Genomic DNA, 26,011 nt, shown 5'->3' on the forward strand with positions numbered 1-26,011 from the left:
CTCACCGGAGGAAGGCGGCGGCCACGCCGGCGTCGACGGGCACGTGCAGGCCGGTGGTGTGGGAGAAGTCGGCGGTGCACAGGGCGAACACCGCGTTGGCGACGTTCTCGGGCAGGACTTCCCGCTTGAGCAGGGTGCGCTGGGCGTAGTACGCGCCCAGCTCCTCCTCCGGCACGCCGTAGACCGCGGCGCGCTTGGCGCCCCAGCCGCCGGCGAAGATCCCGGAGCCGCGCACCACGCCGTCCGGGTTGATGCCGTTGACCTTGATCCCGTGCTCGCCCAGCTCGGCGGCGAGCAGCCGGACCTGGTGGGCCTGGTCGGCCTTGGTGGCGGAGTAGGCGATGTTGTTGGGCCCGGCGAAGATCGAGTTCTTCGAGGAGATGTAGACGATGTCCCCGCCCAGCCCCTGGGCGATGAGCACGCGGGCGGCGTTCTTGGAGACCAGGAAGGAGCCCTTGGCCATCACGTCGTGCTGCAGGTCCCAGTCGGCCTCGGTGGTCTCCAGCAGCGGCTTGGACAGCGACAGGCCGGCGTTGTTGACCACCAGGTCCAGCCCGCCGAAGGCCAGCACGGCCGCCTCGATCGCGGCCTGCACGGCGGCCTCGTCCGAGACGTCGACGGCGACGCCGACGGCCACGTCGGTCCCGCCGAGCTCCGCGGCCGCGGCGCGGGCCTTCTCGGCGTCCAGGTCGGCGATGACCACGCAGGCGCCCTCGGCGGCCAGGCGGGTGGCGATGGCCCTGCCGATGCCCGAGGCCGCCCCGGTGACCAGGGCGATCCGGGTGGCCAGCGGCTGGGGCGCGGGCATGCGCCGGAGCTTGGCCTCCTCCAGGGCCCAGTACTCGATGCGGAACTTCTCGGCCTCGTCGATCGGGGCGTAGGCGGAGATGCCCTCGGCCCCGCGCATGACGTTGATCGCGTTGAGGTAGAACTCCCCGGCCACCCGGGCGGTCTGCTTGTCCTTGCCGAAGGAGAACATGCCCACCCCGGGGACGAGCACGATCGCCGGGTCCGCCCCGCGGATCGCGGGCGAGTCCGGGCCGGCGTGACGGTCGTAGTAGTCCTGGTAGTCCGCGCGGTAGGCCTCGTGCAGCTCCTTCAGCCGTACGACGCAGTCCTCGACCGGGGCGCCGGCGGGCAGGTCCAGGACCAGGGGCTTGACCTTGGTGCGCAGGAAGTGGTCCGGACAGGAGGTGCCCAGTGCGGCCAGGCGCGGGTGCTCGGCGGCAGCGAGGAACTCCAGCACCCGGGCGTCGTCGGTGAAGTGGCCCACCTGCGGACGGTCGTGCGAGGCCAGCCCGCGGATCACCGGGGCCAGGGCCGCCGCCTTGGCCCGACGCTCCGCCTCGGGCAGCGCCCCGTAGCCGTCCAGGACCGGGCCGAAGGGCTCGGGCCGGCCGTGCTGGTCGATGTACTGCTCGGCGGTGCGGATGATCCACAGCGAGTTCTGCTCGGACTCCTCGCTGGTGGCGCCCCAGGCGGTGATGCCGTGCCCGCCGAGGATGCACCCGATCGCCTCCGGGTTCGCGTCCTTGATCGCCGCGATGTCCAGGCCCAGCTGGAAGCCGGGGCGGCGCCAGGGCACCCACACGACCTTCCCGCCGAAGATCTCGGCGGTGAGCCGCTCCCCGTCGGCGGCGGTGGCGACCGCGATGCCGGAGTCGGGGTGCAGGTGGTCCACGTGCGGGGCGTCGACCAGCCCGTGCATGGCGGTGTCGATGGACGGCGCCGCCCCGCCCGCCCCGTGCAGGCAGTAGTCGAAGGCCGCGACCATCTCGTCCTCGTGCTCGACCCCGCGGTAGACGCCGGTCAGCGCGCGGACCCGGTCCAGCCGCAGCGCGGCGAGGCCCCTCTCGGTGAGGGTGCCGAGGTCACCGCCGGAGCCCTTGACCCACAGCAGCTCGACGCCCTCGCCCGTGACGGGATCGGTCGCGGTGCCCTTGGCGGAGGTGTTCCCGCCGGCGTAGTTGGTGTTCTTCGGGTCCGCGCCGAGCCGGTTGGAGCGGACGATCAGGTCGGCGACGACGGAGTGCGTGGTGGTCTGCATGATCAGGTGTCTCTCTGCGAGGTGGTGTGCAGGGGGTGAGGTCAGGAAGCCCAGGAGGCCTGGGTGCCGCCGACGCGCTCGGCGGCCAGGCGCTGCTGGTGCCCGGAGGCGGCGTAGGCGGCCATCGGGTCCGCCGGAAGGCCGCGGGCCTCGCGCCAGTCCGCCAGGGCCGGGCGGACGTCGGTGTAGAAGGCGTCCATCAGGACCTGGTGGGCGCCGAGCACGTCGCCGGCCTCCTGGGCGGCGGTCAGGGCCACCCGGTCCAGCAGCAGGGCGCGGGCGGTCATCTCCTGGACGTTGAGCACCGAGCGGATCTGGCCGGGGATCTTCTCTTCCACGTTGTGGCACTGGTCGAGCATGAAGGCCACGCCCGAGTCCGGGTCCAGGGCCCCGCCGCGGATCACCTCGACCATGATGCGGAAGAGCTGGAACGGGTCCGCCGCGCCCACGATGAGGTCGTCGTCGGCGTAGTTGCGGGAGTTGAAGTCGAAGGAGCCGAGCTTCCCGAGCCGCAGCAGCTGCATCACGATGAACTCGATGTTGGTCCCGGGGGCGTGGTGGCCGGTGTCCAGGCAGACCAGCGCCCGCTCCCCGAGGGCGGTGACCTGGGCGCAGGCCGTCCCCCAGTCCGGGACGTCGGTGTGGTAGAACGCCGGCTCGAAGAACTTGTACTCCAGCACCAGCCGCTGCTCCGCCCCGACCTGGGCGTAGATCTCGGCCAGCGACTCCGCCAGCCGGTCCTGGCGTCCGCGCAGGTCCTGCTGGCCGGCGTAGTTCGAGCCGTCGGCCAGCCAGATCTTCAGGTCCCGCGACCCGGTCTCGGCCATGATCTCCAGGCACCGCAGGTGGTGGTCGACGGCCTTCCGGCGCACCGTGGGGTCCGAGTGGGTGAGGGAGCCGAACTTGTAGGCGTCGTCCTGGAAGGTGTTGGAGTTGATCGTGCCCAGCGCCACCCCCTGGTCGGCCGCGTACCGGGCCAGGGCCCCGTAGTCGTCCACCTGGTCCCACGGGATGTGCAGGGCGACGGTCGGGGCCAGTCCGGTGAACCGGTGCACCGTGGCGGCGTCGGCGATCTTCTCCTCGACCGTGCGCGGGGTGCCCGGGGTGGAGAAGACCTTGAACCGGGTCCCCGAGTTGCCGAACGCCCACGAGGGCAGCTCGATGGCCTGGGCGGCCAGCTGGGGCGCGATGTCGTCGAATGCAGTCATGGGCTTCACATCTTCCGTGCGGGGATCGGGGACGCGACCGGGACGGCGGCGTGGTCAGGTATTGAATCGTTTCATGACCATATGCGGTGACCCCGGTCACGTCAAGGCCCACCGGAAGTGACGGCGGCGGGGTGCCCTTTCTCCGCGCAAGGCATCCTCGGAGAAAACTGTGGCGGGGGTATTGAAACGACTCAAAGTGTGACTACGATGGCTCGGTACTGAGAGGCACCTCACATGCCGCGGTCGGCGGGACGTCCGCCCCGCGCCGCGGAGCATCGCCGTCTCTCGTCCCCGGCCGGTCGTTCCGACGGCCCCACCACGAAGGAGTCCCGCATGGGCGCCCACCCGTCCGCCGTGACGCTGCAGGAGCTGATCGAGCTGCCCGAGGAGATCACCCGCACCCGCCGGTGCTTCCTCCTCCACGTCCGCCCCGAGAAGCTCGCCGAGTACGTCGAGGTGCACCAGCAGGTCTGGCCCGCGATGCTCGCCGCCCTCCGGGAGACCGGCTGGCGCAACTACTCCCTGTTCCTGCACCCGGAGGACGGCCTGGTCGTGGGCTGCTTCGAGGCCGACGACGTCGCGTCCGCCCAGACGCTCATGGACGACCACCCGGTCAACGCGCGCTGGCAGGCCGAGATGGCCCAGTACTTCGTCGAGGGGTCGCACCCCGAACCGCTCCTCCCGTACTTCCACCTGGCCTGAGCCGGGACCACCACCCGCACGGCACCACCGTCACCGTCACCGTCACCGTCACCGTCACCGTCACCGAAGGATCACCCATGACCACCACGAAGCTCGGGGGCTGGAAGGCCACCATCGCGGTCTCCATGTCCAACTACATCGAAGCCGGGTCCATCATCGCGCTGGCCACCAGCCTGAGCCTGTGGCAGGAGTACTTCGGCTTCACGAACCTCGCCGTCGGCCTCGTGGCCGCGCTCAGCGCCAACGCCTTCGGCGCGGCCCTCGGCGCGCTGATCGGCGGGCCGCTCGGCGACCGGTACGGGCGCAAGTTCATCTACACCTACGACCTGATCCTGTACATGATCGGCACCGCCTTCGTGATCTTCGCCGTGGCGCCGTGGATGCTGGTGCTCGGCGTGGTCCTGACCGGCATCGCCGTGGGCGCCGGTGTTCCCGTGGCCTGGACCTACATCGCCGAGGAGGCGCCGTCCGAGGCCCGGGCGAAGCACGTGGGCACCGCCCAGTTCGCGTGGTCCCTGGCCCCGGCGCTGGTGTTCCTGTTCGCCACCTTCGTGGTGCCGCTGGGGCTGCTGGGCACCCGCATCGTCTTCGCCCACCTGTTCGTGGTCGCCTTCGTCACCTGGTGGGTCCGCCGGGGCCTCTCCGAGTCCCACACCTGGAAGAAGTCCGACGAGGAGCGGCGCGCCTCGGAGGCCACCGGGATCAAGCGGCGCAACTACCGCGAGCTGCTCACCAACCGCACCAACCTCAAGGCGCTGCTCTTCCTCGTGGGCGTGTACGCGCTGTGGAACCTCGTCGCGGGGCAGATGGGCATCTTCATGCCGCGGGTGTACGAGACCGCCGGCGTCGAGTCGGCCACCCAGCAGAACCTGCTCCAGGTGCTGCTGTGGAGCTTCACGGTGCTGGCCACCTGGTTCGGCTTCATGCGCTACGGCGACCGGGTCGACCGGCGCCTGCTCTACGGCATCGGGGCGCTCCTGGGGATCGCCGCCTGGGTGCTGCTGGTCTTCGCCCACGTCACCATGCCGGTGCTGATCCTCTTCGCCGTGCTCTGGGGCGTGTCCGCCGGCATCGGCGCCCAGGCGTTCTACGCCCTGTGGGCCGCGGAGATGTTCGCGACCCGCTACCGTGCCAGCGCGCAGGGCGTGCTGTTCTTCGTCGCCCGCATCGTCGTGGGCCTGCTCAGCTACTGGTTCCCCACCCTGCTCGCCGAGCACGGCGTGCCCTTCGTGGGCATGATCATGATCGGCGCCCTCCTGGTCGCACTGCTCGTCGGCGTGATCGGCGCCCCGGACACCCGCGGCAAGAGCCTGGAGCAGATCGAGGAGGACCGCTACGGGACGCCCGCCTCCCGGCCGGCCCAGCCGGTGGGCTGAGCGCGGCGGACCGCAGCGAGACCACCGGGCCGCGGCTCCTCGGCGCGCCGGCCGAGGAGCCGCGGCCCGGCGCGTCGAGGGGACCGCGGCCCGCCCGCGCGCCGGGCACGTCGGGCGGCCGGATCGTTAGAATCGAGGACCTGGACAGTTCCGAGGGAAAGTGACGACGTGACCCCTGCGCGACCGGCGGTGAGCATCAAGGAGGTGGCCCGGGAGGCCGGGGTGTCCATCGGCACCGTCTCCAATGTCCTCAACCGCCCCGAGGTGGTCTCCGAGGACCGCCGCCGCCGTGTGCTCCGGGTCATCGAGGACCTGGGCTACGTCCGCAACGACGTCGCGCGCCAGCTCAAGGCCGGCCGCTCGCGCACCGTGGGGCTCGTGGTGCAGGACTCGGCCAACCCGTTCTACAACGAGATCGCCCTGGGCGCGGAGACGGCCGCCGAGCGGCTGGGCCAGGCAGTGATCATCGGCAACGCGGGGCTCTCCCCCGAGCGGGAGAGCCTGTACCTGGACCTGTTCGAGGAGCAGCGGGTCCGGGGCGTGCTCGTCACCCCCCAGACCCCGGAGCGGGCCCGCGTCGACGTCCTGCGCTCCCGCGGCACCCCGGTGGTGCTGGTGGACGAGCACGCGGCTCCCAGCGAGTACTGCTCGCTGGCCGTGGACGACGTCGAGGGCGGCCGCGCGGCCGTGGCGCACCTCCTGGGGACGAGCCGTCGGCGGATCGCCTACGTGGGCGGCCCCGACTCCCTGCACCAGGTCCGCGACCGCCGGGCGGGGGCGCAGCGGGCGGTCGAGGCCGTGCCCGGTGCGTCCCTGGAGTCCTTCGGCACCACCGCCCTGACGGTGCTGGAGGGACGCCGGGTCGGCGAGCAGATCCTCGAACTCCCCCCGGGGCGACGCCCCGAGGCCGTGTTCGCCGCCAACGACCTGCTGGCGCTCGGGCTGCTGCAGGCCTTCGCGTTCACCCACCGCGTCCGGGTGCCCGAGGACATCGCGCTCATCGGCTACGACGACATCGACTTCGCGACCTCGGCGATCGTCCCGCTCTCCTCGATCCGCCAGCCCGCGCGGCTGATCGGGCGCACGGCCGTGGAGCTGCTGGAGGACGAGATCACCGACCCCGGCCACCACCACCGTCACGTGAGCTTCCAGCCCGAGCTCGTCGTCCGGGACTCCACCCGCCCCGCGGCCTGAGCCGCCGAGCGCCTCGCCCGGGCCCCTGGGGCTGCGTGGGCCCAGGAGTCACGCGGGCGCGAGCCGGTGCCGCAGCATCTCGGCCCCCTCTCCCGCCAGCCGGTCCAGCCCGGCGCGGCGCCCCGTGAGCAGGAGCAGCAGCGCGGCGGCCGGTCCCCGGATCTCGGGGCCCTCGCCCGCGACCCAGGAGACGTCGGTGGCGACGAACCGGAAGCCCTCCAGCGGCAGGTGCCGGAACACCCGCGCCGTGCGCGTGCCCCCGGTGGACCGCACGCGCTCCGCGGCGACGGCCGCGGCCTCCGGGGGCATCTCGAGCTCGAGGCCCAGCGGCACGGCGATGTCCTGGCCGTGCACCAGGATGTCGGTCAGCGTCTCGAGGCTCGTCACACCCACGTTGTGCCGCCGGGAGCCCACCGTGGCGCGGATTCCTGCGACCAGGCGGTCCGCCGGACGGCGGGCGCGGTCACGGGCGGACTCGAGGATGACGTGGTTGAGGCCGCCCGGGTGCCGCAGCGCGGACAGCAGCGCGGCGCCGAGGCCCAGCTGCTGCAGCGTCAGGTGGGCGGCGACGTCCCGCACCGTCCATCCCTCGCACAGCGACGGGTGGTCCCACTGCTCCCCGGAGAGCCCGGCGAGCAGGTCCGCCGTGCGCCGGCGCTGAAGGTCGATCACGGCCCAGACGTCGTCGTCGCCCATCGGGCCGGTCGTGCTGTCCTTCCGGACCGTGCTCATGGTCCTGCCTCCTCGCCCGCGGACGGGGCCGTCACCGGGCCCCTCGTGTCCTCCGGGTGACCCTATTATAGTTCGTTCATAGGACTATTTCGAGGGGCGGGCATGACAGGACAGCTCAACATCGGGGTGCTCATGTTCATCGCGCACCGCTCGGCGGAGAACCGGATCGTGGAGGCGGTGCGTCGGGCCGGCTACTCGGACCTCACCGTGCCGCAGGCGCGCATCCTGGCGCGGATCGGCCCGGACGGGACCCGCCTGTCCGAGCTGGCCGAGCAGGCGCAGGTGGCCAAGCAGACGGCCACGGTGCTGGTGGACCGGCTCGAGCGCGCGGGCTACGTGGAGCGCACGGTCGACCCCCGCGACGCCCGGGCGCGGCTGGTGCGGATCGCGGGCCGGGGAATGGAGCTCGTGCCGATCGCCCGCACGGAGGAGGCCCGGATCGAGGCGGAGTGGAGTGCGCACCTGGGCGAACGGAGGATGCGCCACCTGCGCGAGGCGCTTACAGCACTGCGCGAGATCACCGACCCGCACGCGGGGCCGGAGGAGCAGGGGTGAGGCTCAGGCCTCCTTGGGGATGATGATCCACAGGGCGATGTAGACCAGCTCCCCCACGCCCACCAGGCCGAAGACGATGAAGCCCAGCCGCAGGAGGAACTTCGGCAGTCCGAAGCGGGCCGCCAGGGCCGCGCAGACGCCGGCGATGAGCTTGCCGTTGCGGGGGCGGACCAGAGAAGTGTTCATGCCCGGATCCTACCAACGCGCCCCGGGACACGCCCGGGGGCGGGACCGTCCGGTCCGGGCGGAGCGGACGGCCCCGGCCGGCGTCAGAGGTCGACGACGCCCTTGTCGCCCTTGATCGTGTCGCCGGTGACCTTGGACTTCACGAGGTTGGCCACCTGGGTGACCTTGCCGCCGCCGGGGGTGTCCCAGTACTCGGCGGAGCGGCCGGTGACCTCGATGAGGATGTTGTTCGGGTTCTCCGGCCCGCCCTCGAGCCAGGAGCCGGTGAAGCTGTCCCACAGCTCCTTGAGCTTGGCCTCGTCATTGAGCACCAGCGCCGTCCCGGTCAGCGAGACCCAGGCGCCGTCCCCGGCGTAGGCGACGTTCACGGCCGGCCGCTGCTGCAGGTCCTGGACCTGGTCCGAGGTGCGCTCGGCGATGAAGTACACGGTGCCGTCGAATTCCACGTCCTGCGTGGCCATCGGCTTGGAGATCAGGTTCCCGTGCTCGTCCGCGTGGGTGAGCATGGCGATCCGGGTGTCCTTGATGAGCTGGCGCACCTTGGCGGTGCCGTTGTCCTGGTCGGTCATGGGGAGGTCCCTTCTTCGGTGGACTGCTGACGGTGTTCGACTGCTGAACTGCGGTCCGCGGCGCGGAGGGCCAGCCTATGAACCCCGAGCGCGTCGCACGAGGGGTGGGCCGGCGAACGGCCCCGGCCAGGCCGCGGGGAGGACCGCCGCGGCGACCCTTCCTACCGGCCCTCCGGCGCCTCGGCGGCGGCCGGGACCACCGCGTTGCGCGCGGTGGAGACCGGCAGGTTCACGGGGCACGCCATCTGCCCGGCGAGGCGGTGGACCACGGCGAACGCGCTCAGGGCGAGCGCCAGCACCCCCAGCCAGGGCTGGACGGGCGCGAACCACGTCAGGGCCCCGGTGGAGCCGAGGGCCAGCAGCGCGAGCTTGTTGCAGACCGGGCAGCCCACGGCGAACCAGGCGGCGAACGTGCCGACCGCGCCCAGCCGGGCGCTGCGGCGCTCGCCGGACTCGACGGCCCGGGCCACGGTGGCCGCGGCGACGTCGTCGTCCCCGGGAAGCGGGGTGCCGCCGGCCACGGGGGACACGTAGGAGGCCACGAGGACACCGGTGAGCGCCGAGGTGGCGATCCAGACGGGGTAGTTCCACCACACGGGCGGGATCTCGCGGCTGAAGACGCCGTTGGGGATGAGCACGGTGGCGAGCCCCAGGACCAGGGCGGTGGCGAGCCCCGCGAGCACCGCGACGCCCCACTGGCGCGGACCCCACAGTCGGAGGGCCTGGGTGGCGGGGCGGAGGCGCTGCGTCATGGGCGGGGTGCCTTTCGGTGGGACGGGGTGGTGCCCCCACTGTGTCGTGGATCGCGGTCCCGCACCAGCGCGGGGACCAGCCGCACCAGCACCACCATCCCCACCAGCTCGACCAGGGTCTGGGTGACGACGACGAACGGCGTCAGCGCGAGCCGCTCCGGCAGCGCCAGGGCCAGGGGGAGCACTACGAGGGAGTTGCGGGTGACCCCGCCGAAGACCAGGGCCCGGGAGACCGGCACGTCCAGGCGGGCCAGGCGGGCGGCCAGGATCCCGATCGGGACCATGAGCACCAGGAAGCCGGCGTAGAGCGGCACGACCGCCGCGAGGTGGGGCAGCTGCTCCCCCACCCCGCGCACCTGCGAGGCGATCACGGTGAACAGGGTCAGCGCCATCAGCGGCACCATCGCCGCGCCCGTCGCGGACTCCAGCCGCCGGGCCGCGCTGGAGCGGGACGCCGCCCGCTGCACGGCCGCCGCCGCGGCCAGGGGCAGCAGGATCAGGAGCACGAACGCCTCCGCGAAGGGGCCCAGCTCCACCAGGGCCACCGCCTCCGGGCCGGCGAGGAGCAGCAGGTAGGCGGGCAGGAGCAGCATCTGCGCGAGCATCAGCAGCGGGGCGGCCGCCAGCAGCCGGTCGGCGGCGCCCCCGGCGAGGCCGGTGAAGACGATGACGTAGTCCACGCAGGGGGCCAGCAGCACGAGCAGCACGCCCAGCAGCAGGGCCTCGTGCCCGGCGACCGGCCGGGACAGCCCGAGGACCACGACCGGGACGACCACGAAGTTCACCACCAGCAGTGCCGCGAGGAAGCGGAGGTCCGCGAAGGCCCGGCCCAGTGCGGCGAACGGGACGGCCAGGAACGTGGCGAACAGCAGCAGCCCCAGGACCGGGGTGATGGCCGGGGCGAGCGCCGGCGCGCCGGGCACCGTCCAGCCCACGAGGACCGCGGCCGCGATGGCCACCAGGTACACCGCCACCTGGTGGCGCTCGGCCCGTGCGACGGCTGTCGGTGCGTTCACCCGCCCAGCCTAGGGGCAGACCCTCCGGGGGGTGCCGGCGGCCGTCGCCGGTCCGCACCCCGATAGCCTGGTGGAATGCAAACGCACACGGCCCGCACGGAGGCCGCCCGGGTCGATGCCCTGCACGCCCTGAAGATCCTGGACACCCCCCGGGAGGAGCGCTACGACCGTGTGGTGCGCCTCGCCCAGGACGTCTTCGGGGTGAAGGCCGCGGCCGTGAACCTCATCGACGCCGACCGGCAGTTCACCAAGGCCGAGGCGGGACTGGACGGACTCGTCCACGCCACCCGCACCGACTCGCTGTGCGCGCGCACCGTCGACCGGGACGCCCCGCTGATCGTCGCCGACGCGATGACCGAGCAGCGCTTCACCGGCAGTTCGTTCGTCACCGGGGACGACCCGGTGCGCTTCTACGCCGGCCACCCGCTGCACGCCCCCGGCGGTGAGCCGGTCGGGTCCCTGTGCCTGGTCGACAGCGTCCCGCGCGAGCTGGACGAGCGGGAGCGGCGCATCCTCGCGGAGATGGCCGGGTGGGTGGAGCGCGAGCTCGCGGCCCAGATGGAGCTGGACCGGGCCGAACAGATCCAGCAGATGCTCATGCCCCGCACCGGGCTGGTCACCCCCGCGGTCGAGGCCGCCGGCCGGTGCCTGCCGGCGCGGTCCATCGGCGGGGACTTCTACGACTGGATGGTCCTGGGCGACGAGGTGCAGGCGATGGTCACCGACGTGATGGGCAAGGGCATCCCCGCGGCCCTGCTGTCCGCCTCCGCGCGCGCCGTGCTGCGCGGGACGTTCCAGTACAACCCCCCCCCCTGCGGAGGCCATGAAGCGCGCGGCCGGGGCGCTGACCCCGCTGCTGGAGGAGGCGGGGGCGTTCATCACCGCCTTCATCGCCCGGGTGCACACCGGGACCGGGGAGATGAGCTACATCGACGCCGGCCACGGCCTGGCGCTGATCCTGTCCCCGGACGGCGCCCACCGCCGGCTGATCTCCTCGGGTCCGCCCCTGGGGGTCGTGGCCGAGTGGATCTGGGACGTGCACACCACCACGCTGCTGCCAGGGCAGACCCTGCTGGTGGTCTCCGACGGCTACCTGGACTTCTTCGACGACCTCGAGGCGGCCGTCGCGACCGCCGCAGCCCTCAACACGCTGGCCGGCACCGCCGAAGAGCTCGTGATGCTGTGCAGCGACTACGCCGGCACCTCCGGCGCCGATGACGACACGACGGTCCTCGCGCTCCGGCGCACCGCCTGAGCACCCACCGGTCGCTGCGCCCGGTCCGAGGGCTCACCCCACGTGCCGGCAGGCGGGTTCGCTCGTGTAGGTGAGGACCACCTCGTCGTCCTCGGGGCGTTCCCGGGAGGAGCGGTGGCTGACGGCGGCCAGCACCGCGGTGATGACCTCCTCGTCGTCCTCGGGGCGTTCCCACTCGGAACTCCCGCGGCCGGGGGGTCGCCCGGCGCTTCCGGCCGGTGCGGCGCCGGGCCGGGTCTGCTCCCGGGGCAGGACCTGGAATCCTCGGACGCCGGTACCGATCGTCTGCGGTGCCGGCTGTGCGGGCGGTGTCGCCCCGGAGTGGATGCTGGTCGTGGTGGTCATCGCGCTTCCCTACTTCGTCGTAGTGGTGTGCTCGGTGGTGTCGTGCTGTGCCCGGTCGGTGTCCGTCCCCGCGGGGCGTGACGCTTCCGGTGGAGTGCCCCGCTTCCCGGACCCCCAGGACCGTCGCGGGGCCCGCGGATCCCGGCTGCCCGATGGAACCGGGCGCGCCGGTGGACGCCGAGGAGTCCGGGGGTCGCAGACGGCGCGCTGGTGGGGGATTCGCCTCTGCCCGCAGGTGGACCTGAGACTAGCGACCCGGACCACGGACCGGAACCGCCCGGCGAAATATGTCGACGCATCAGGGCGCGCGAAGCGCGAGAGCGCGCCGGGGAGCGGCCCTCACGCTGACGTGGAGTCGCCCTTCGTCAGCGTTCGCAGGAGGGGCTGGACGCGGTAGGGGATCTGCTCGCTGAGGGCCAGGGACGTCTCGGCGCGGAGGACTCCCCGGATCCGCAGGATCGAACGCAGGACGGCGTGCAGATCACGGGTCTCCCGCGCCGCCACCCGGCACCAGACGTCCCCGCGCCCCGAGATCTCGTGCACCTCCAGGACGTTGTCGATGCCGCGCAGGGCGGTGACGACGGCGTCGAGCTCCCGGTGGGTGACCTCGAGGGTGAGGAACGCCAGGACGTCGAAGCCCACGGAGGCCAGGTCGACGTCTCGACCGCCGGAGCGCAGCACCTCCCGGCGCTCGAGCCGGCGCATCCGCGAGACCACGGTGTTGCGGGCGACCCCGAGTGCGGCCGCCACCTCCCCGATCTGTGCCCGGGGGTACCGCAGGAGGTGCAGCAGCAGCCCGATGTCGACGGCGTCCAGTGTGGTCACGGTGGTCTCCCTGTCAGTGGTCCGCCTCGAATTTTTGATCAGCGTGATCAGTTCCGCAAGCATCTCGGTGGTGCCGGACTCAGTCTCCGGCAGACTGCGTGAGCACTCTGCGCCGGCCGCCCACGGCACAGCCCGCAATCGCCGATCCCACCGGAAGGCCCGCGATGACCGTGTTCAACGAGCTGACCATGCGCTCCGGCGCCGGCGACGCAGGCCGGGGATGGAACGCGGGATCGCGCTCCCGCCTGGTGCTGACCATGTCCACGACGGCACTGCTGCTGGTGGGCGCCAACCTGGCCACCCCGCTGTACCCCGCGCTGCAGGAGCGCCTGGGGCTCGGCCCCTTCGCGGTGACGGTGGCGTTCTCCTCCTACGTCCTGGCCCTCATCGCCGGGCTCGTCCTCTACGGGCACTGGTCGGACCACATCGGGCGGCGCACTGCCCTGGTGCTGTCGGTCCTCGTGGGACTGGCCGGTGAGATCGTCTTCGCGACCGCCGGGGGTCTCGCCGGTCTCGTGACCGGTCGGGTCCTGCAGGGCGCAGCCGTCGCGATGGTGACCGGCGCCAGCAGCGCGGCGCTCCGGGAGCTCCTGCCCCACCGCCCGGAGTGGGCCGGCCGCTTCACCCTCCTGGCGTCGGCGGGCGGAGTGGCGGCGGGCCCCCTCCTGGGCGGGGCCCTGGGGCAGCTGCCCCACCCGACGACGACTCCCTTCGCCGTCCACTGCACCATGCTGATCGCCGTCCTGGTGCCGCTGTGGACGCTGCACGCCCGGCCGGCCATCGCCCCGGCCCCGGGATCGGCGGCCTTCAAGGCCCTGCGGCCGCGCCGTCTCTGCCTGCCGCCCGGGGTCCGCACGCGGTTCCAGCAGGCGGCCGCGGTCGGTTTCCTCAGCTTTGCGCTCTTCGGCTTCAGTCTCTCGCTGGCTCCGGGCTACTTCGCGCGAACGCTCGGGGTGAGCTCCCCGGCCGGGATCGGGGCGCTGGCGGCCCTCGTGCTCATCGGGTCCGCCGCGGCGCAGCTGGTGGGACGCCCCCGCGTCCGGGCCCTGCCCGGGGCCCTGGTGGGGATGGCCCTGGGCACGGCGCTGATCGGGGTGGCGGGCGCGCTGTCCAGCCTGCCGCTGCTGCTTCTCGCCGCTCTGTTCGCCGGGGCGTGCCAGGGCGTCGCGTTCCGCACGGCGTTCAACGAGCTGTCCGTGGCCGTTCCGGCCGCCGACAACGCCCGGGTGGTCAGCGCGGTCTACGTCGTGACCTATCTGGGCAGTGCCGTGCCGGTCCTGGGCCTCGGGGTCCTGGCCGGCGCCGTGGGCGTCCCCTCGTCCGTCCACTGGTTCGCGGGCACCCTGGCCGGCGCATGCCTGCTGCTGGCGGGGACCGTCCGGTTCCGGGTCGGTCGCGGCCCGCGGCGCGGACAGCGGGCCTGACCGGTCGGGGCACGAGGGACAGCACGCGGGGACCGCCGTCAGGCGATGATTCCCGGCGGCGGCCGCAGGCGGCTCTTTCCTCGGATGCGCCGAGCAGTCATCATCGGGGGACGACGGAGTCGCCGAGTGCGAAGGAGCACCAGCCATGTCACGGGCCCGCGTCCACAACTTCTCCATCTCCCTCGACGGCTTCGGCACCGGTGAAGGTCTGAGCCAGGACGCCCCCTTCGGGCACGCCGGACAGAGGCTGCACGAATGGATGATCGCCACCCGATGGTGGGATCCCGGCGGCAGCGGTGGCGTGGACGACGCCTTCGCCCAGCTGCACGGTGTGGGGATCGGCGCCGAGATCATGGGGGCGGGGAAGTTCGGTCCTCCCGGGTGGCACGAGGACGCCGGGTGGGAGGGCTGGTGGGGCCCCAACCCGCCGTTCCACACGCCCGTCTTCGTCCTCACCCATTCCCCGCGCCCCTCGATCGAGATGGAGGGCGGCACCGTGTTCCACTTCATCGACGCCTCGCCCGCAGAGGCGCTCGAGACGGCGCGCACGGCCGCCGACGGCCAGGACGTGCGCATCGGCGGGGGCCCCACCACGGTCCGCGACTTCCTGGCTGCCGGGCTCGTCGACCACCTGCACGTGGTGGTGGTTCCGATCCTGCTGGGCCGCGGCGTGCGCCTGTGGGAGGGGCTCGAGGGCCTGGAGGCGGACTACCGGGTCGAGGCCACCTCCTCGCCCCGTGGAGTCACCCACGTGACCTTCACCCGGACGAGCGCCTGAACCGCCCCGGTCGGCCCAGCGTGTTGATGACCGGCGTGTTGACCAGGGCGGACCGATGGATCAGTGAGCGGGGAGTGCCCTGCCGATCTGCGGGTCGGGGCCGTGCCCGAGCCATCGGGCCACGGGGATGAGCACGATCAGGGCGAGGAAGCCGGCGAGCACCACCGTGGGCACGGCCAGGGAGTCCTCGAAGTTGGCGACCACCACCACGGTGGCAGCGCCCATGTTGCGCTGGGACGCCGAGATGCCCAGTACGACCCCGGTTCCTGCCCTCCACGCTCCCAGGATCCATCCGAGGCCGAAGTTCAGGGCGATGAACGCCAGGATCGCCGCGATGGTTCCGGTGCCGACCAGCCCGGCCAGCTCGCGGTGGTCGGCGAGGAACTGGTTGGCCAGCATCACGACCATGGCGACGAGGCTCAACCGCCCGACGGGTCGCTGGGCCAGGCCCGCAGCCGTCGGGGTGAACTGGCGCAGCAGCACCGCCCCGACCAGGGGCAGGAACATGGTCAGCAGCAGCACTGCGGCGATGGCTCCAGGAGCGACCTCGACTCCGGGGAGCAGCACGGGCAGCGCGACGGGCATGTACCCGATGGTGGCCAGCAGCATGACCGCCAGCAACGACGAGGACACGGCCATGTCCGCACGCGCGAGCTTCGACAGTTTGAGCACGAAGGGCGCCCCCGCGGCGCAGGCCAGGACCATCAGACCGATGCGGGCCTCCTGCGGGATGCCGAAGACCGTGATGACGGCGAAGGCCACGGCCGGAGCGATCACGAAGTTGGCCGCCAGCCCCGCCAGCACCAGACGAGCATCTCGGAGGGGTGTGAGGAACTGCCGGACCGTGTGCCCCAGACCCACGGCGACCATGCTGGTGACCGCGAAGAGCGGGACCGCCACGGCGGCCACGGCGTCGGTGACGGTCTGCAGGTCCATACCGCTCATTGTGCGGAGGAACCGCAGTGGAGTATTTTCAGATTTCCACCCAGTGGAAGAGGAGATCATGGCCGGCAACGCGACCACCCCGGGGCGTTCCGTTGCTTCCCGGGTCCTGGAGGTCATGGGGTCCTTCGATCCCACACACACCAGACAGAGCCTGTCCCAGATCTCCCGGCGCAGCGGGATTCCGGTGGCCACCTGCCACCGGCTCCTGAAGGAGCTGTCGGGGTGGGGGGCGGTGAGCCGTCAGCCGGACGGCACGTACACGGTGGGTCCCCGCCTGGCCAAGCTGGGGATGCTCGCCCCGATCCAACGAGGGCTCCGTCAGGTGGCGGCTCCCTACATGCAGGATGTCCTCTTCGCCACGCGCCAGGTGGTCAACCTCTTCGTGCTGGACGGGACGGAGGCGCTGCTGCTGGATCGGATCGCGGGCACTCATGTCGGCTCCCCGATCGCCCGCCCCGGCGACAAGCTGCCGTTGCACACCAGCGCCGGCGGGAAAGTGCTGCTGGCCTACGGGCCCGCCGAGCTGTGGGAGACCTGCACCCAGGCGCTCGTGCGGGAGACCTCGCGCAGCATCGTGGACATGCCTCGGCTGGAGCAGGAGATGGCCGCGGTGCGGGGACGCGGGTATGCCACGACCGACGGGGAGCACTCCCTCGGCGCGCACGGGCTCGCGGTGCCGATCCGGGACGTCGAAGGCGAGGTGATCGCCGCTCTGGGCATCGTCACCCTGGCGAGGATCAAGGACTCTCAGCGCATCGTTCCGGCGCTGCAGGTGGCCTCCGCGGCGATCACCCGTTCACTAGGAGTCCCCGCCTGACCTTCCCGCTCGCCGGGTCAGGCGTGACTGCCTGCGGGGGCTTCCGCGGGAACGACGGCGTAGACCTCACCGGGACGTGCCACGCTGACCGGTCCGGCGTACTCGGCTGCGACACCGGCGGTCCACTCCGCGTCGGTGGCGACACCGGCCAGATGGGACAGCACGACCCTGGCAACCCCGGCCCGGGCAGCGACTCGGCCCACCCCGGCGGGAGTGGTGTGCGAGATCTCCTGGTGGTTGAGGAACTCCGGTCCAAAATCCCGTGCCCGGTAGAAGTCGAGGTTGACGGCCTCGTGCACCAGCAGGTCCGCCCCGCCGGCCAGGGTGGACGTGTTGAGGCACTCCGTCGTGTCCCCCGAGACCACCACCGATCCGTAGGCGGTGTCGAAGCGGAAGGCGAAGGCCGGGAAGATCGGCGGGTGCTCCACGAGAATGGCGCTCACCCGCACGACCTCGTCCTCGTAGACCAGGAACGGGTCCATCCGGGGGGTGTGCTCCCCGTCGGCCCCCGCCGCGGAGGCCGGCAGCCCGATCTCCTCGACCTGCACGAGGTCGTACAGAGGCGGACGCCCCTCGTCGACGATCCGGACGTCGATGTCGTAGGAGTAGGCCCGCAGCACGTGCTCCACCAGACCCGCGACGCCGACCCCTCCGGCGCGGGGGTCGGCCGGGCCGGGACCCAGGAGCTGCACCGGTTCGGTGAAGCCCTGCACCGGCCGGCCCCAGTTCCACAGCAGGAAGGCGGGGATCTCGGCCACGTGGTCCGAGTGCAGGTGGGTCACGAAGCAGGCCTTCAGGTTCTCCCCGCGCAGACCCGCCGCATGGGCGGCCCGGGTGACTCCGAGACCGAAGTCCACGAGGTAGAACCGGCCGTCGACGACGATGGCGGTCGCGATCCCAGGACACTCGGAGCGGATCGCGGGGCCGGCGGCGGTCCCGAGCGTGACCACGTGCAGCCCGCGGGCCTGGTCGAGGGGGGCGTCGAGGGCAACGCGGTCAGTCATGGGAGGGCCTTCCGATCGGGCGCGGCCTGCACGGGCAGGCGGGTGAAGTGCTCCTACTCTGCCCGCGCCTCCCGGTCGGGAGAACGCGTGATTTTCACTGGCCGGAAAACGTCCTATGTGCTCCAGTTCACAGGCTCCTAGATTCGCTGAGACACTTCACCACGGCCCGCACTCTTTCGAGGGTGCACGACGGGAGCCCACCGCCATGACCACCACAGCCGTACCCCAATCCGCTCAGCCTGTTCCGCCGGGATCGGGCATCGACCCCAAGGACCCGCACCACTGGAGCAGCAGGAAGCGCTCCCGCTACGCCTGGATGCTGACCTTCCTGCTGCTGTTCCTCATGATGCTCAGCTGGGCCGACAAGGCCGTTCTGGGCCTGGCCGCGGTGCCGTTGATGGAGGAGCTGGACATCACCCCGGAACAGTTCGGGCTGGTCGCCAGTGCCATGTTCCTCACCTTCGGGCTGGCACAGCTGGTGGCGGCCCCGCTGGCCAACAAGTTCCGGGCGAAGACCATCCTGCTGGTGCTGTGCCTGATCTGGTCGCTGTCGGTGATGCCGGTCGTGGTCTTCGCCACCCTGCCGGCACTGTGGGTGTCCCGGCTGGCGCTGGGCGCCGGTGAGGGCCCGCTCGCCCCGGTGCTCATGCACGCGGTCTACAAGTGGTTCCCCTCGAAGAAGGGGGCGACCCCGGCCGCGGTGGCTTCCTCCGGAGTGACGCTGGGCATCGTGGCCTTCGCCCCGGTGCTCGCCTGGGTCATCGCCCAGCACGGATGGCGCACGGCGTTCGTCGTCCTGGCCGTGGTCGGGGTGCAGTGGTGCGCGGCCTGGATGGTCCTCGGCAAGGAAGGGCCTTACACCTCTCTGGCGGCCGAGCGCGAGATCGAGGGCACCGAGATCGCCGTCTCCGCCCCCGGGGCCTCTCGGGTCAACGAGGAGAAGGTCCCCTTCTTCCGCAGCATCATGAACCCGACCTGGATCTTCGCCGTCATGGCATCGTTCTTCGCCTACTGGACCTTCACGCTGGCCATGTCCTGGGGCCCGGCGTACTTCCAGAACGTCATGGGCTTCAGCGGGCAGCAGGCCGGCTCCCTCATCGCCCTGCCTGCGGCGTGGGGCGTCATCGCCACGATCGGTCTGAGCATCCTGATCCAGCGGATGGATCAGCGGGGCGTGCCCAGCCGGCGTTCGCGCGGGTGGACCCTGGGCCTGGCCGGGGCCGGTGCCGGCACCGCCCTGCTGGCCTCCACGTTCGTCTCATCGCCGGTCCTCGGGGTGGCCCTGATGAGCATCGGGTTCAGCACCGCCCCGGCCATGTTCGCCATCACCTACCTCATCGTGGGCGAGCTGACCACGATCTCCCAGCGCGGTGGGCACCTCAACGTGGCCAACGCCGTGCTCACCACCGGCGGCGTGTTCGCCCCGGCCGTCGGCGGCTTCCTGATCGGCGGAGCCGCCACACCGGCCGACGGGTACCGGCTGGCCTTCCAGGTCACCGCCATCCTGCTGGTGGCCTTCGGCGTGCTCGCCCTGGCGTTCGTCAACCAGCAGAAGCAGCGACTCCGCCTGGGCATCGAGGCCTGAGCGGCTCGTCCGGGCAGACGAAGGGGCCCCGTACCGTTCCCGGTGCGGGGCCCCTTCGCCGTCCGTGCCGCCGGCGTCAGCCGGTGTGCGGGCGGGCGTTGACGGTGCGGAGCTCCAGGTACTCCCCCAGCCCCCACCGGCCGCGCTCACGACCCAGCCCGGAGCCCTTCCACCCTCCGAACGGGGCGTCCAGCTCCACGACGGTGTGCTGGTTGATCCACGCCGTGCCGACCTCCAGCCGGGCAGCCACCTCGTGGGCCCGTTCCAGGTCCGGGGACCAGACCGAGGCGCCCAGGCCGAACTCCTGGGCGTTGAGCTCCTCCACGGTGGCGTCCAGGTCGTCATAGGCCACGACCGGCAACGCCGCACCGAACTGCTCGCACGCCACCAGATCCGTGTGGTGCGGAGCGTCGGCGACGACGGTCGGCTCCAGGAAGTGTCCCGGCAGGTCCGTGCCGTGCTCCCCGCCGTGGGCGATGCGCCCGCCCTCGGCCACGGCCCGCGCCACGTAGTCCTTCACCAGCTGCTGCTGTCCGCTGGTGTGCATCGGCCCCATGGTGGTGCCCTCGGCCACGCCGTGGCCGATCCGCAGCGCGGAGACGGCTTCCACCAGGGCCTCCGTCAGCGCCGCCGACCGGTCACGCGGGACGTAGACCCGCTTGACCGCCATGCACACCTGGCCGGCGTTGCGGAAGGCGGAGCCGGCGATCCGGGCGGCCGTGAACTCGAGGTCCGCATCCGGCAGCACGATCGCCGGATCGTTGCCGCCCAGCTCCAGCGTCACCTTCTTCACGGTCGGTGCGGCCTGGGCCATGATGGCAGCCCCGATCTCCGTGGACCCGGTGAACGAGATCTTCCGCACGTCCGGCATCTCGGACAGCGCCTTGGCGAGGACACCGCGGCCGGTGACGACCTGCAGCACGTTCTCGGGCAGGAACCGGTTGAGCACCTCGGCCAGCGCACGGGTGGACATCGGGGTGGACGGGGACGGCTTGGCGATCACGGTGCACCCGGCCACCAGCGCCGGGGCCAGCTTCACCGCCAGCAGGGAGATCGGGAAGTTCCAGGGCGTGATGGCGCCCACCAGTCCCACGGGGGCGTACTGGACCTGGACGGAGCGGTCGCCGCGGGCGGGCAGCGTCTCGACCAGGTCCCAGTCGAGGTCGGCGTAGTGGCGCAGCAGCCCGGCCGCGACCGTGAACTCCTGGGTGGCCTCGGCCCAGACCTTGCCCTGCTCCAGCGACAGGATCCGGCCGAGGCCCTCGGCCTCGGCCAGCACCGCCTCGGAGGCCTGGCGCAGCGCCGTCCGGCGGGCTTCACGGTCCGCGGCCCAGTGGCGGGCGACCGCGGCCGCGGCGGCAATCGCCCGCTCGACGTCCTCTGGTTGGTGCAACGGAACTTCTCCGACCGGGTCCAGCGTGGCCGGGTCGATGACTTCGTAGGTGGCAGGCACCGGATCTCCTTGTCGCTCATGTTCCGGAAGTGCCCACCGACCGGTGGGCGGACTTCCCCTGTTCCCAGCTTCGAGCTCCCATGTGACCGGACCCACGCCATCTTCCACCCAGTGAAAAGGAGAGATGAACCGGGAGTGCGCCAGGCCACATAGTGGAGTCGAACCAGCCGAACCGCACGCGGAGGATCCATTCGAGCGTGCAGGGGCCACTCTTCTGGAAGGACCACGTCCATGACCCTCGACGGACAGACATTCGTCGTCACCGGTGCCGCCTCCGGCATCGGTGCTGCCACCGCAGCTCTCCTGCGCGATGCCGGCGCGGAGGTGATCGGCGTGGACCGCAACACGCCCGCGGAGTTCCCGGGGGCCTTCGTCCAGGCGGACCTCTCCACGGCCGAGGGTGTGGCCGCGGCCGCCGGACGGATCCCGGAGGGAATCGACGGGCTGCTCAACATCGCCGGCGTTCCCGGCACAGCCCCCTGGCGTCTGGTGCTGTCCGTCAACGTCTTCGGCGTCCGGGATCTGACCCGGGCTCTGCTGTCCAAGCTCGTCCGGGGCGGCGTGGTCGTCAACCTGGCCTCCAACGTGGCCAGTGGCTGGACCGAGCGCCGCGAGCAGATCGTCGCGTTCACCTCCGTCGAGAACCGGGAGACGGCCCTGGACCTGGCCGGTGCGGATCCTGAGGTCACGGGGAACTCCTACCGGTTCTCGAAGGAGTGTGTCCGCTGGTTGAGCCTGGAGGCCGCCGCCTCCTCCCTGGGGAGGGCGCGCGTCGTCTCGGTCAGCCCCGGCCCCGTCCAGACCCCCATCCTCGAGGACTTCAAGACGGACCACGGCCGCGACAAGGTCGAGGGCGCCGTCGCCCTGCTGGGCCGCGCAGGGCAGCCGGACGACATCGCACAGGCCATCGGCTTCCTCGTCAGCCCGGAGGCCGCCTGGATCAACGGCACCGACGTGTGCGTCGACGGCGGCCTGAGCGCTCACCGCGCTGTGGCCGCATCCTTGTCCGTGACCGCCTGAGTGGAGGGACCATGACCACCGTGAACACCGTTCCCACCCCCGCCGTCGGGAACCAGACCACGAACGGCTACCGGCACGAGGTCGAGGAAGTCCTCGTCGACCGGCTCGAGACCGTGGCCGAGGGCGTTCGCCGGGTGACCCTGCGCATGCCCGACGGTTCCGACTTCCCGCAGTGGGAGCCGGGCTCGCACATCGATCTGATCCTGCCCCACCACATGCGCCAGTACTCCCTGTGCTCGCCCCTGGCCGACCGCAGCCGGATCCAGGTGTCGGTGCTGCGCACCCGCGATTCCCGTGGTGGTTCCGCCTACGTGCACGAGAGCCTGGCCGAGGGCGACACGGTCCACATCAACGGGCCCCGCAACAACTTCCCCTACGTCGACTCCCGGAAGTACCTGTTCGTGGCCGGCGGCATCGGCATCACTCCGATCCTGCCGATGATCGAGGCCGCGGAAGCCGCCGGCCGCGAGTGGCGCCTGGCCTACGGCGGACGCAGCCGGGCCTCGATGGCCTTCGCGGACGAGCTCGTGGCCGCCTACGGGGACCGCGTCCTCCTCTACCCGGAGGACGAGGTGGGGCGCATCGATCTCGAGGGTCTGCTGGCCCTGCCTCGGGCGAAGATGCTGGTCTACGCGTGCGGACCCGAACCGTTGCTGCGCGTGATCGAGGACTACTGCATGGGCTGGCCCCCCGGTGCGCTGCACCTGGAGCGCTTCGTCGCGGCCAACCTCGACGCCGGGGCGAGCGCCGAGCCCTTCGAGGTGGAGCTGACCGATACGGGCACCACCGTCACCGTCCCCCCGGACCGCACCATCCTGGACGTGGTGGAGGAGCACGGAGTGCGTGTGCTCTCCTCCTGCCGCGCGGGAGTGTGCGGCACGTGCGAGACCCGCGTGGTGGCAGGGGAGGTCGAGCACCGGGACGCCATCCTCAACGAGGAGGAGAAGCACTCGGGCGACGCCATGATGATCTGCGTCTCCCGCGCCGCGGCCGGGTGCCGCAAGCTCACCCTGGAACTCTGAACCACCGACCCAGCACAGGAGTCACCATGACTGTCACCGCCACGAGGCCTGAGGCCGTGTCCTTGCCCGACGATCCCTTCTCCGTCGAGAACATCTCGAATCCCTACCCGTTGCACGAGAAGCTCCGGGAAGCCGGACCCGTGGTGTGGCTGGAGAAGCACGGCTGCTACGCCGTGACCCGCTACGAGTGGGTCTACGAGATCCTCACCGACTTCGAGTCCTACTGCTCCAGCGGTGGCCTCGGCCCCAAGGACATCCGCAAGGAACCCGAGTGGCGCCCGCCCTCGATCCTGGAGTCCGACCCGCCCACGCACACCGTGATGCGCCGGGGCCTGGCCGGGGTCATCTCCCCGTCCACCATGCGCCGGCTGCGGGAGCAGTTCGCCCCCTTCGCGGAGGAACTGGCCGAGCGGGTGGTGGCCCAGGGGGACGTCGACGCCATCAAGGACATCGCCGAGCCCTACCCCCTGAAGGTGTTCCCCGACGCGGTGGGCCTGCGCCCGGGAGGCCGGGAAAACCTGCTCCCCTACGGTGCGATGGCCTTCAACGCCTTCGGCGCCGACAACGAGATCCGGGCCGAGGCCTTCACCGAGGGCGAGAAAGTCGCCGCGTGGATCATGGACAGCTGCGCCCGTGAGAACCTGTCGATCACCGGCCTGGGCGCCGACATCTGGAAGGTCGCCGAGGAGGGGCGCATCGCCCCTGAACAGGCCACCCTGCTGGTGCGCGCCCTGCTCTCCGCGGGGGTGGACACCACGATCTTCGGCATCGGGAACACGCTCTACAGCCTCGCTCGGCACCCCGAGCAGTGGGAGAAGCTCAAGGCCGACCCGAAGCTGGCCAAGTTCGCGGTCGACGAAGCGCTGCGCGTCGAGTCGCCGTTCCAGATGTTCCACCGCACCTCCACGGTCGACACCGAGATCGGAGGCGTCCGGATCCCCGCGGACTCGAAGATCCTGCTGTTCATGGGCGCGGCCAACCGGGACCCCCGCAAGTGGGGCGGGAACGCCGACGTCTTCGACCTCGACCGCAGCGCCTCCGGTCACGTGGCCTTCGGCATGGGCCTGCACCAGTGCGTGGGGCAGCCCATCGCCCGGATCGAGATCGAGCTCGTCCTGCAGGCGCTGGCCAGGCGCGTGGACCGGATCGAGCTCACCGGCGAGCCGAGCCCGTGGATCCACAACGTGCTGCGCGGCTTCGCCCGCATGCCCCTGCGCCTGACACCACTGAGCCGAACGAACTGATGCTCCGGAGCACCGCCTCGACCCCACCGGTGTGCACGTCGCGTGCGGCACGGTGCCCCGGGACCGTCAGGGAGGCGATCCATGGATGAGTCCATGCCCGCACCGGACCGCAACCGCCTCTCGGCGCGCGTGCTGGGCGGTGGGACGGAACCGGATCCGCGGTTCACCCTGGCCAACGAACGCACCTTCCTGGCCTGGATCCGCACCTCCCTGGCGTTCCTGGCCGGCGGCATCGCGGTGGAAGCCTTCACCGAGGATCTCTTCCCCGAGCCGGTGCGCACCTTCCTGGCCGTGGTCCTGCTGCTGCTCGGGGTGCTCATCAGCGGCGGCGCCGCCTGGCGCTGGGTGGGTGTGGAACGCAGCCTGCGGCGCAAGGCGCCACTGCCGCTGCCGCTGATCACCCCCCTGCTGGGCATCGGCGGAGCCATCGCCTCCGGGGCCCTGGTCGTGTTCGTCCTGCAGACCTGACCGAGGCCGCCCGATGAACCGCTCCTCCCGACGACCTCCGGGAACCCGGACACCGCCTCCGGCGCATGACGACCCTGGTCTGCAGCCCGAACGGACCGCGCTGGCCTGGGGACGCACGGTGCTGGCACTGATCACCGCCGCCGCCGTCTGCCTGCGCTGGATCTCCCACCACGGGCCGTTCGTCCTGGCGCTCCTCGCCGTCACCGTCGTCACCGGCACGGCGATCTGCCTGACCCAACGGGCCCGCTACACCCGCAGCTCCAGCGGGATCACCGCCGAACGCGTCGCCGCCGACGTCCACGGGGTGCTCGGCCTCGCTGCGGCCACCGTCGTTCTCGGTTCCCTGGGCATCCACGTCGTCGTCGTGCTCGCCTGATCCCTCTCGGGGCCGGGGCGGACCGGCCGACGACTCGGACGACTGCGCCCCCGGTCCCCCAAAGAGCGGTGCTGCGACACCCGGGGTCTGCGGCCTCCACGATGTCGCGGCATGGGATCGTTCACACCAGTGAACTGCCGCGCCGAGGGCGGTGGGACGCCAGAACTCCGAGGAGTGGAGAGCAGGAAGCCATGTTCTACATCGTCACGGCCATCGTCCTGGCCTTTGTCACCGTGATCTCGATCGTCGGCTGGATGATGTCCCCGAAGGAGACCGTCCGGAAGGACGCGAGCGGCGAGCACGTCCACGCCAGCGCCACGAGGAAGGCGGCCGGACTCACCGCCGTCAGCGCCCTGGTGCTCCTGCTGCTCGTCACGGCCGGGACGACTCTCGCCCGAGTGGGCGCACGTGAAGTGGGGATCGAGACCAGCCTCGGCAAGTACTCCCGGACGCTGCAGGCGGGATGGCAGATCAAGGCGCCCTGGGCCGAGGTGGAGACCTTCTCCACCCAGTTGCAGCGCTCGGAGATGGACGCCCCGATCGCCTTCGCCGGCGGCGGCTCCGGAACCCAGCACATGACCGTGCAGTGGACCATCACGGGAGAACAGGCCCAGGAGCTGTGGTCCCGGTACCGGCAGTTCGAGAACGTCGACGGCATGCTCGTCCAGCCGGCAGCCAGGGAGGCGGTCGCGACCGTCCTGGCGTCCTACACCCCCGCGGAGGCCCGCGCCGAGGGCAAGGTGGAAGAGGTGCGCGAGGCAGTGGAGAAGGCCCTGACCGAACGCCTGTCCCCCTACGGCGTGCAACTGGATTCCGTGGCGCTGCCGCCGGCGGCGCTCGACCAGACCGCCCAGGACGCGCTGAACCGGGTCGTGGAGGCCGAGGCGAACGTGGACCGCGCCCAGTCCCGTCTCGAGCAGGCCAGGATCGATGCCGAGGCGGACCGGGAACGCAACAAGAACGTCACGGCGGAGAACCTGGTCCTCGAGTGCCTGACCATCACGAACAACTGGAACGTCGAGGAGAACGGGCCTCTGCCGGCCACCTGGAACTGCTTCGGTGGAGACGCCGCGGACGTCCTCGTGAACACGAACCGGTAGCGCGGCCTCGGCC

Annotated in this window: 26 protein-coding genes and 2 pseudogenes; 16 read left to right on the forward strand and 12 right to left on the reverse strand. The window is 71.7% G+C overall.

Going from position 1 to position 26,011, the window contains the following annotated elements:
• Position 1 precedes the first annotated feature (1 nt).
• Entirely contained in the window at positions 2–2,047 is a 2,046-nt protein-coding gene (locus tag ACZ2G1_RS09895) for a bifunctional rhamnulose-1-phosphate aldolase/short-chain dehydrogenase (protein WP_017834023.1), read from the reverse strand.
• A gap of 41 nt (positions 2,048–2,088) precedes the next feature.
• Positions 2,089–3,255 carry an L-rhamnose isomerase gene (gene rhaI, locus ACZ2G1_RS09900; protein WP_017834024.1) on the reverse strand — a complete coding sequence of 389 codons (1,167 nt, stop codon included), beginning with the start codon at positions 3,253–3,255 and terminating at the stop codon, positions 2,089–2,091.
• 333 nt (positions 3,256–3,588) lie between these two features.
• Here rhaI and ACZ2G1_RS09905 point away from each other — a divergent pair, with 333 nt between their 5' ends.
• The 3 genes from ACZ2G1_RS09905 to ACZ2G1_RS09915 all read left to right on the forward strand — a co-directional run bounded on the left by ACZ2G1_RS09905 (position 3,589) and on the right by ACZ2G1_RS09915 (position 6,527).
• Positions 3,589–3,957, forward strand: a complete 369-nt coding sequence (locus tag ACZ2G1_RS09905) for an L-rhamnose mutarotase (RefSeq protein ID WP_284563147.1) — start codon at positions 3,589–3,591, stop codon at positions 3,955–3,957.
• Between the two features lie 77 nt (positions 3,958–4,034).
• Entirely contained in the window at positions 4,035–5,333 is a 1,299-nt protein-coding gene (locus tag ACZ2G1_RS09910; protein WP_017834026.1) for an MFS transporter, read from the forward strand.
• A 168-nt stretch (positions 5,334–5,501) separates the two neighbouring features.
• Complete coding sequence (locus ACZ2G1_RS09915) at positions 5,502–6,527, forward strand: LacI family DNA-binding transcriptional regulator (RefSeq protein ID WP_229587110.1); 1,026 nt, start codon at positions 5,502–5,504, stop codon at positions 6,525–6,527.
• Between the two features lie 48 nt (positions 6,528–6,575).
• Here the strand turns inward: ACZ2G1_RS09915 and ACZ2G1_RS09920 are convergent, their stop codons facing one another.
• Positions 6,576–7,259 carry a maleylpyruvate isomerase family mycothiol-dependent enzyme gene (locus ACZ2G1_RS09920; RefSeq protein ID WP_470376644.1) on the reverse strand — a complete coding sequence of 228 codons (684 nt, stop codon included), beginning with the start codon at positions 7,257–7,259 and terminating at the stop codon, positions 6,576–6,578.
• A 102-nt stretch (positions 7,260–7,361) separates the two neighbouring features.
• Here ACZ2G1_RS09920 and ACZ2G1_RS09925 point away from each other — a divergent pair, with 102 nt between their 5' ends.
• Positions 7,362–7,814 carry a MarR family winged helix-turn-helix transcriptional regulator gene (locus tag ACZ2G1_RS09925; protein WP_470376645.1) on the forward strand — a complete coding sequence of 151 codons (453 nt, stop codon included), beginning with the start codon at positions 7,362–7,364 and terminating at the stop codon, positions 7,812–7,814.
• Between the two features lie 3 nt (positions 7,815–7,817).
• Here the strand turns inward: ACZ2G1_RS09925 and ACZ2G1_RS09930 are convergent, their stop codons facing one another.
• The 4 genes from ACZ2G1_RS09930 to ACZ2G1_RS09945 all read right to left on the reverse strand — a co-directional run bounded on the left by ACZ2G1_RS09930 (position 7,818) and on the right by ACZ2G1_RS09945 (position 10,337).
• Positions 7,818–8,000 (reverse strand): PspC domain-containing protein, encoded by a 183-nt coding sequence (locus ACZ2G1_RS09930; protein ID WP_017834030.1) that lies wholly within the window; start codon positions 7,998–8,000, stop codon positions 7,818–7,820.
• Positions 8,001–8,083: 83 nt separating this feature from the next.
• Complete coding sequence (locus ACZ2G1_RS09935) at positions 8,084–8,569, reverse strand: pyridoxamine 5'-phosphate oxidase family protein (protein WP_426120626.1); 486 nt, start codon at positions 8,567–8,569, stop codon at positions 8,084–8,086.
• Positions 8,570–8,730: 161 nt separating this feature from the next.
• Positions 8,731–9,321, reverse strand: coding sequence for a hypothetical protein (locus ACZ2G1_RS09940; protein WP_035925287.1), 591 nt, complete (start codon positions 9,319–9,321; stop codon positions 8,731–8,733).
• Positions 9,318–10,337: a bile acid:sodium symporter gene (locus ACZ2G1_RS09945; protein WP_470376646.1), complete on the reverse strand. Its 1,020-nt coding sequence runs from the start codon at positions 10,335–10,337 to the stop codon at positions 9,318–9,320. Before ACZ2G1_RS09945 ends, ACZ2G1_RS09940 begins: the two co-directional genes overlap by 4 nt.
• 75 nt (positions 10,338–10,412) lie before the next feature.
• On the opposite strand from ACZ2G1_RS09945, the pseudogene ACZ2G1_RS09950 reads away from it, so the two are divergent.
• Together ACZ2G1_RS09950 and ACZ2G1_RS09955 are read left to right on the forward strand one after the other, a co-directional pair.
• Positions 10,413–10,823: pseudogene (locus ACZ2G1_RS09950) on the forward strand (GAF domain-containing protein); the annotation flags it as partial.
• Between the two features lie 325 nt (positions 10,824–11,148).
• A pseudogene (locus ACZ2G1_RS09955) lies at positions 11,149–11,592 on the forward strand (PP2C family protein-serine/threonine phosphatase); the annotation flags it as partial.
• Positions 11,593–11,625: 33 nt separating this feature from the next.
• On the opposite strand, the gene ACZ2G1_RS09960 reads toward ACZ2G1_RS09955, so the two are convergent.
• Positions 11,626–11,937, reverse strand: a complete 312-nt coding sequence (locus ACZ2G1_RS09960) for a hypothetical protein (protein ID WP_095649927.1) — start codon at positions 11,935–11,937, stop codon at positions 11,626–11,628.
• A 339-nt stretch (positions 11,938–12,276) separates the two neighbouring features.
• Positions 12,277–12,762, reverse strand: a complete 486-nt coding sequence (locus ACZ2G1_RS09965) for an Lrp/AsnC family transcriptional regulator (protein WP_035925279.1) — start codon at positions 12,760–12,762, stop codon at positions 12,277–12,279.
• A 164-nt stretch (positions 12,763–12,926) separates the two neighbouring features.
• Between ACZ2G1_RS09965 and ACZ2G1_RS09970 the strand changes: the two genes are divergently transcribed.
• Together ACZ2G1_RS09970 and ACZ2G1_RS09975 are read left to right on the forward strand one after the other, a co-directional pair.
• Positions 12,927–14,186 (forward strand): MFS transporter, encoded by a 1,260-nt coding sequence (locus ACZ2G1_RS09970; RefSeq protein WP_470376647.1) that lies wholly within the window; start codon positions 12,927–12,929, stop codon positions 14,184–14,186.
• Between the two features lie 145 nt (positions 14,187–14,331).
• Positions 14,332–14,964, forward strand: coding sequence for a dihydrofolate reductase family protein (locus ACZ2G1_RS09975; RefSeq protein ID WP_470376648.1), 633 nt, complete (start codon positions 14,332–14,334; stop codon positions 14,962–14,964).
• Between the two features lie 60 nt (positions 14,965–15,024).
• On the opposite strand, the gene ACZ2G1_RS09980 is transcribed toward ACZ2G1_RS09975, so the two are convergent.
• Positions 15,025–15,900: a bile acid:sodium symporter family protein gene (locus ACZ2G1_RS09980; protein WP_470376649.1), complete on the reverse strand. Its 876-nt coding sequence runs from the start codon at positions 15,898–15,900 to the stop codon at positions 15,025–15,027.
• Positions 15,901–15,967: 67 nt separating this feature from the next.
• On the opposite strand from ACZ2G1_RS09980, the gene ACZ2G1_RS09985 reads away from it, so the two are divergent.
• Positions 15,968–16,726, forward strand: a complete 759-nt coding sequence (locus tag ACZ2G1_RS09985) for an IclR family transcriptional regulator (RefSeq protein ID WP_470376650.1) — start codon at positions 15,968–15,970, stop codon at positions 16,724–16,726.
• Positions 16,727–16,743: 17 nt separating this feature from the next.
• Here ACZ2G1_RS09985 and ACZ2G1_RS09990 read toward each other — a convergent pair whose 3' ends face one another.
• Positions 16,744–17,730, reverse strand: coding sequence for an MBL fold metallo-hydrolase (locus ACZ2G1_RS09990; protein WP_470376651.1), 987 nt, complete (start codon positions 17,728–17,730; stop codon positions 16,744–16,746).
• A gap of 205 nt (positions 17,731–17,935) precedes the next feature.
• Between ACZ2G1_RS09990 and ACZ2G1_RS09995 the strand changes: the two genes are divergently transcribed.
• Complete coding sequence (locus ACZ2G1_RS09995; protein WP_470376652.1) at positions 17,936–19,315, forward strand: MFS transporter; 1,380 nt, start codon at positions 17,936–17,938, stop codon at positions 19,313–19,315.
• Between the two features lie 76 nt (positions 19,316–19,391).
• Here the strand turns inward: ACZ2G1_RS09995 and ACZ2G1_RS10000 are convergent, their stop codons facing one another.
• On the reverse strand, positions 19,392–20,768 hold the full coding sequence (locus ACZ2G1_RS10000) for an aldehyde dehydrogenase family protein (protein ID WP_470376653.1): 1,377 nt from the start codon (positions 20,766–20,768) through the stop codon (positions 19,392–19,394).
• A 231-nt stretch (positions 20,769–20,999) separates the two neighbouring features.
• On the opposite strand from ACZ2G1_RS10000, the gene ACZ2G1_RS10005 reads away from it, so the two are divergent.
• From ACZ2G1_RS10005 to ACZ2G1_RS10030, 6 genes are all read left to right on the forward strand, one after another.
• Positions 21,000–21,788 carry a coniferyl-alcohol dehydrogenase gene (locus ACZ2G1_RS10005; protein ID WP_470376654.1) on the forward strand — a complete coding sequence of 263 codons (789 nt, stop codon included), beginning with the start codon at positions 21,000–21,002 and terminating at the stop codon, positions 21,786–21,788.
• An 11-nt stretch (positions 21,789–21,799) separates the two neighbouring features.
• Positions 21,800–22,810, forward strand: a complete 1,011-nt coding sequence (locus tag ACZ2G1_RS10010; protein ID WP_017834045.1) for a PDR/VanB family oxidoreductase — start codon at positions 21,800–21,802, stop codon at positions 22,808–22,810.
• Between the two features lie 26 nt (positions 22,811–22,836).
• Entirely contained in the window at positions 22,837–24,054 is a 1,218-nt protein-coding gene (locus tag ACZ2G1_RS10015; protein ID WP_470376655.1) for a cytochrome P450, read from the forward strand.
• Positions 24,055–24,135: 81 nt separating this feature from the next.
• On the forward strand, positions 24,136–24,522 hold the full coding sequence (locus ACZ2G1_RS10020) for a YidH family protein (protein ID WP_419966688.1): 387 nt from the start codon (positions 24,136–24,138) through the stop codon (positions 24,520–24,522).
• A 118-nt stretch (positions 24,523–24,640) separates the two neighbouring features.
• Complete coding sequence (locus ACZ2G1_RS10025; RefSeq protein ID WP_470376656.1) at positions 24,641–24,898, forward strand: DUF202 domain-containing protein; 258 nt, start codon at positions 24,641–24,643, stop codon at positions 24,896–24,898.
• 191 nt (positions 24,899–25,089) lie between these two features.
• Entirely contained in the window at positions 25,090–25,998 is a 909-nt protein-coding gene (locus tag ACZ2G1_RS10030) for an SPFH domain-containing protein (RefSeq protein WP_470376657.1), read from the forward strand.
• Positions 25,999–26,011: the final 13 nt, after the last annotated feature.

This window comes from Kocuria sp. KKT182 (assembly GCF_055635395.1).

Excerpts from the sequence above, each read along its gene's own strand:
- ACZ2G1_RS09970 (WP_470376647.1), top strand. The coding sequence starts at position 12,927 with ATGACCGTGTTCAACGAGCTGACCATGCGCTCCGGCGCCGGCGACGCA.
- ACZ2G1_RS10010 (WP_017834045.1), top strand. The coding sequence starts at position 21,800 with ATGACCACCGTGAACACCGTTCCCACCCCCGCCGTCGGGAACCAGACC.
- ACZ2G1_RS09925 (WP_470376645.1), top strand. The coding sequence starts at position 7,362 with ATGACAGGACAGCTCAACATCGGGGTGCTCATGTTCATCGCGCACCGC.
- ACZ2G1_RS09960 (WP_095649927.1), bottom strand. The coding sequence starts at position 11,937 with ATGACCACCACGACCAGCATCCACTCCGGGGCGACACCGCCCGCACAG.
- ACZ2G1_RS10005 (WP_470376654.1), top strand. The coding sequence starts at position 21,000 with ATGACCCTCGACGGACAGACATTCGTCGTCACCGGTGCCGCCTCCGGC.
- ACZ2G1_RS09975 (WP_470376648.1), top strand. The coding sequence starts at position 14,332 with ATGTCACGGGCCCGCGTCCACAACTTCTCCATCTCCCTCGACGGCTTC.
- ACZ2G1_RS10030 (WP_470376657.1), top strand. The coding sequence starts at position 25,090 with ATGTTCTACATCGTCACGGCCATCGTCCTGGCCTTTGTCACCGTGATC.
- ACZ2G1_RS09935 (WP_426120626.1), bottom strand. The coding sequence starts at position 8,569 with ATGACCGACCAGGACAACGGCACCGCCAAGGTGCGCCAGCTCATCAAG.
- ACZ2G1_RS09920 (WP_470376644.1), bottom strand. The coding sequence starts at position 7,259 with ATGAGCACGGTCCGGAAGGACAGCACGACCGGCCCGATGGGCGACGAC.
- ACZ2G1_RS09910 (WP_017834026.1), top strand. The coding sequence starts at position 4,035 with ATGACCACCACGAAGCTCGGGGGCTGGAAGGCCACCATCGCGGTCTCC.
- ACZ2G1_RS09940 (WP_035925287.1), bottom strand. The coding sequence starts at position 9,321 with ATGACGCAGCGCCTCCGCCCCGCCACCCAGGCCCTCCGACTGTGGGGT.
- ACZ2G1_RS09905 (WP_284563147.1), top strand. The coding sequence starts at position 3,589 with ATGGGCGCCCACCCGTCCGCCGTGACGCTGCAGGAGCTGATCGAGCTG.
- rhaI (WP_017834024.1), bottom strand. The coding sequence starts at position 3,255 with ATGACTGCATTCGACGACATCGCGCCCCAGCTGGCCGCCCAGGCCATC.
- ACZ2G1_RS09980 (WP_470376649.1), bottom strand. The coding sequence starts at position 15,900 with ATGGACCTGCAGACCGTCACCGACGCCGTGGCCGCCGTGGCGGTCCCG.
- ACZ2G1_RS09990 (WP_470376651.1), bottom strand. The coding sequence starts at position 17,730 with ATGACTGACCGCGTTGCCCTCGACGCCCCCCTCGACCAGGCCCGCGGG.
- ACZ2G1_RS09895 (WP_017834023.1), bottom strand. The coding sequence starts at position 2,047 with ATGCAGACCACCACGCACTCCGTCGTCGCCGACCTGATCGTCCGCTCC.
- ACZ2G1_RS09930 (WP_017834030.1), bottom strand. The coding sequence starts at position 8,000 with ATGAACACTTCTCTGGTCCGCCCCCGCAACGGCAAGCTCATCGCCGGC.
- ACZ2G1_RS09995 (WP_470376652.1), top strand. The coding sequence starts at position 17,936 with ATGACCACCACAGCCGTACCCCAATCCGCTCAGCCTGTTCCGCCGGGA.
- ACZ2G1_RS10020 (WP_419966688.1), top strand. The coding sequence starts at position 24,136 with ATGGATGAGTCCATGCCCGCACCGGACCGCAACCGCCTCTCGGCGCGC.
- ACZ2G1_RS10015 (WP_470376655.1), top strand. The coding sequence starts at position 22,837 with ATGACTGTCACCGCCACGAGGCCTGAGGCCGTGTCCTTGCCCGACGAT.
- ACZ2G1_RS09985 (WP_470376650.1), top strand. The coding sequence starts at position 15,968 with ATGGCCGGCAACGCGACCACCCCGGGGCGTTCCGTTGCTTCCCGGGTC.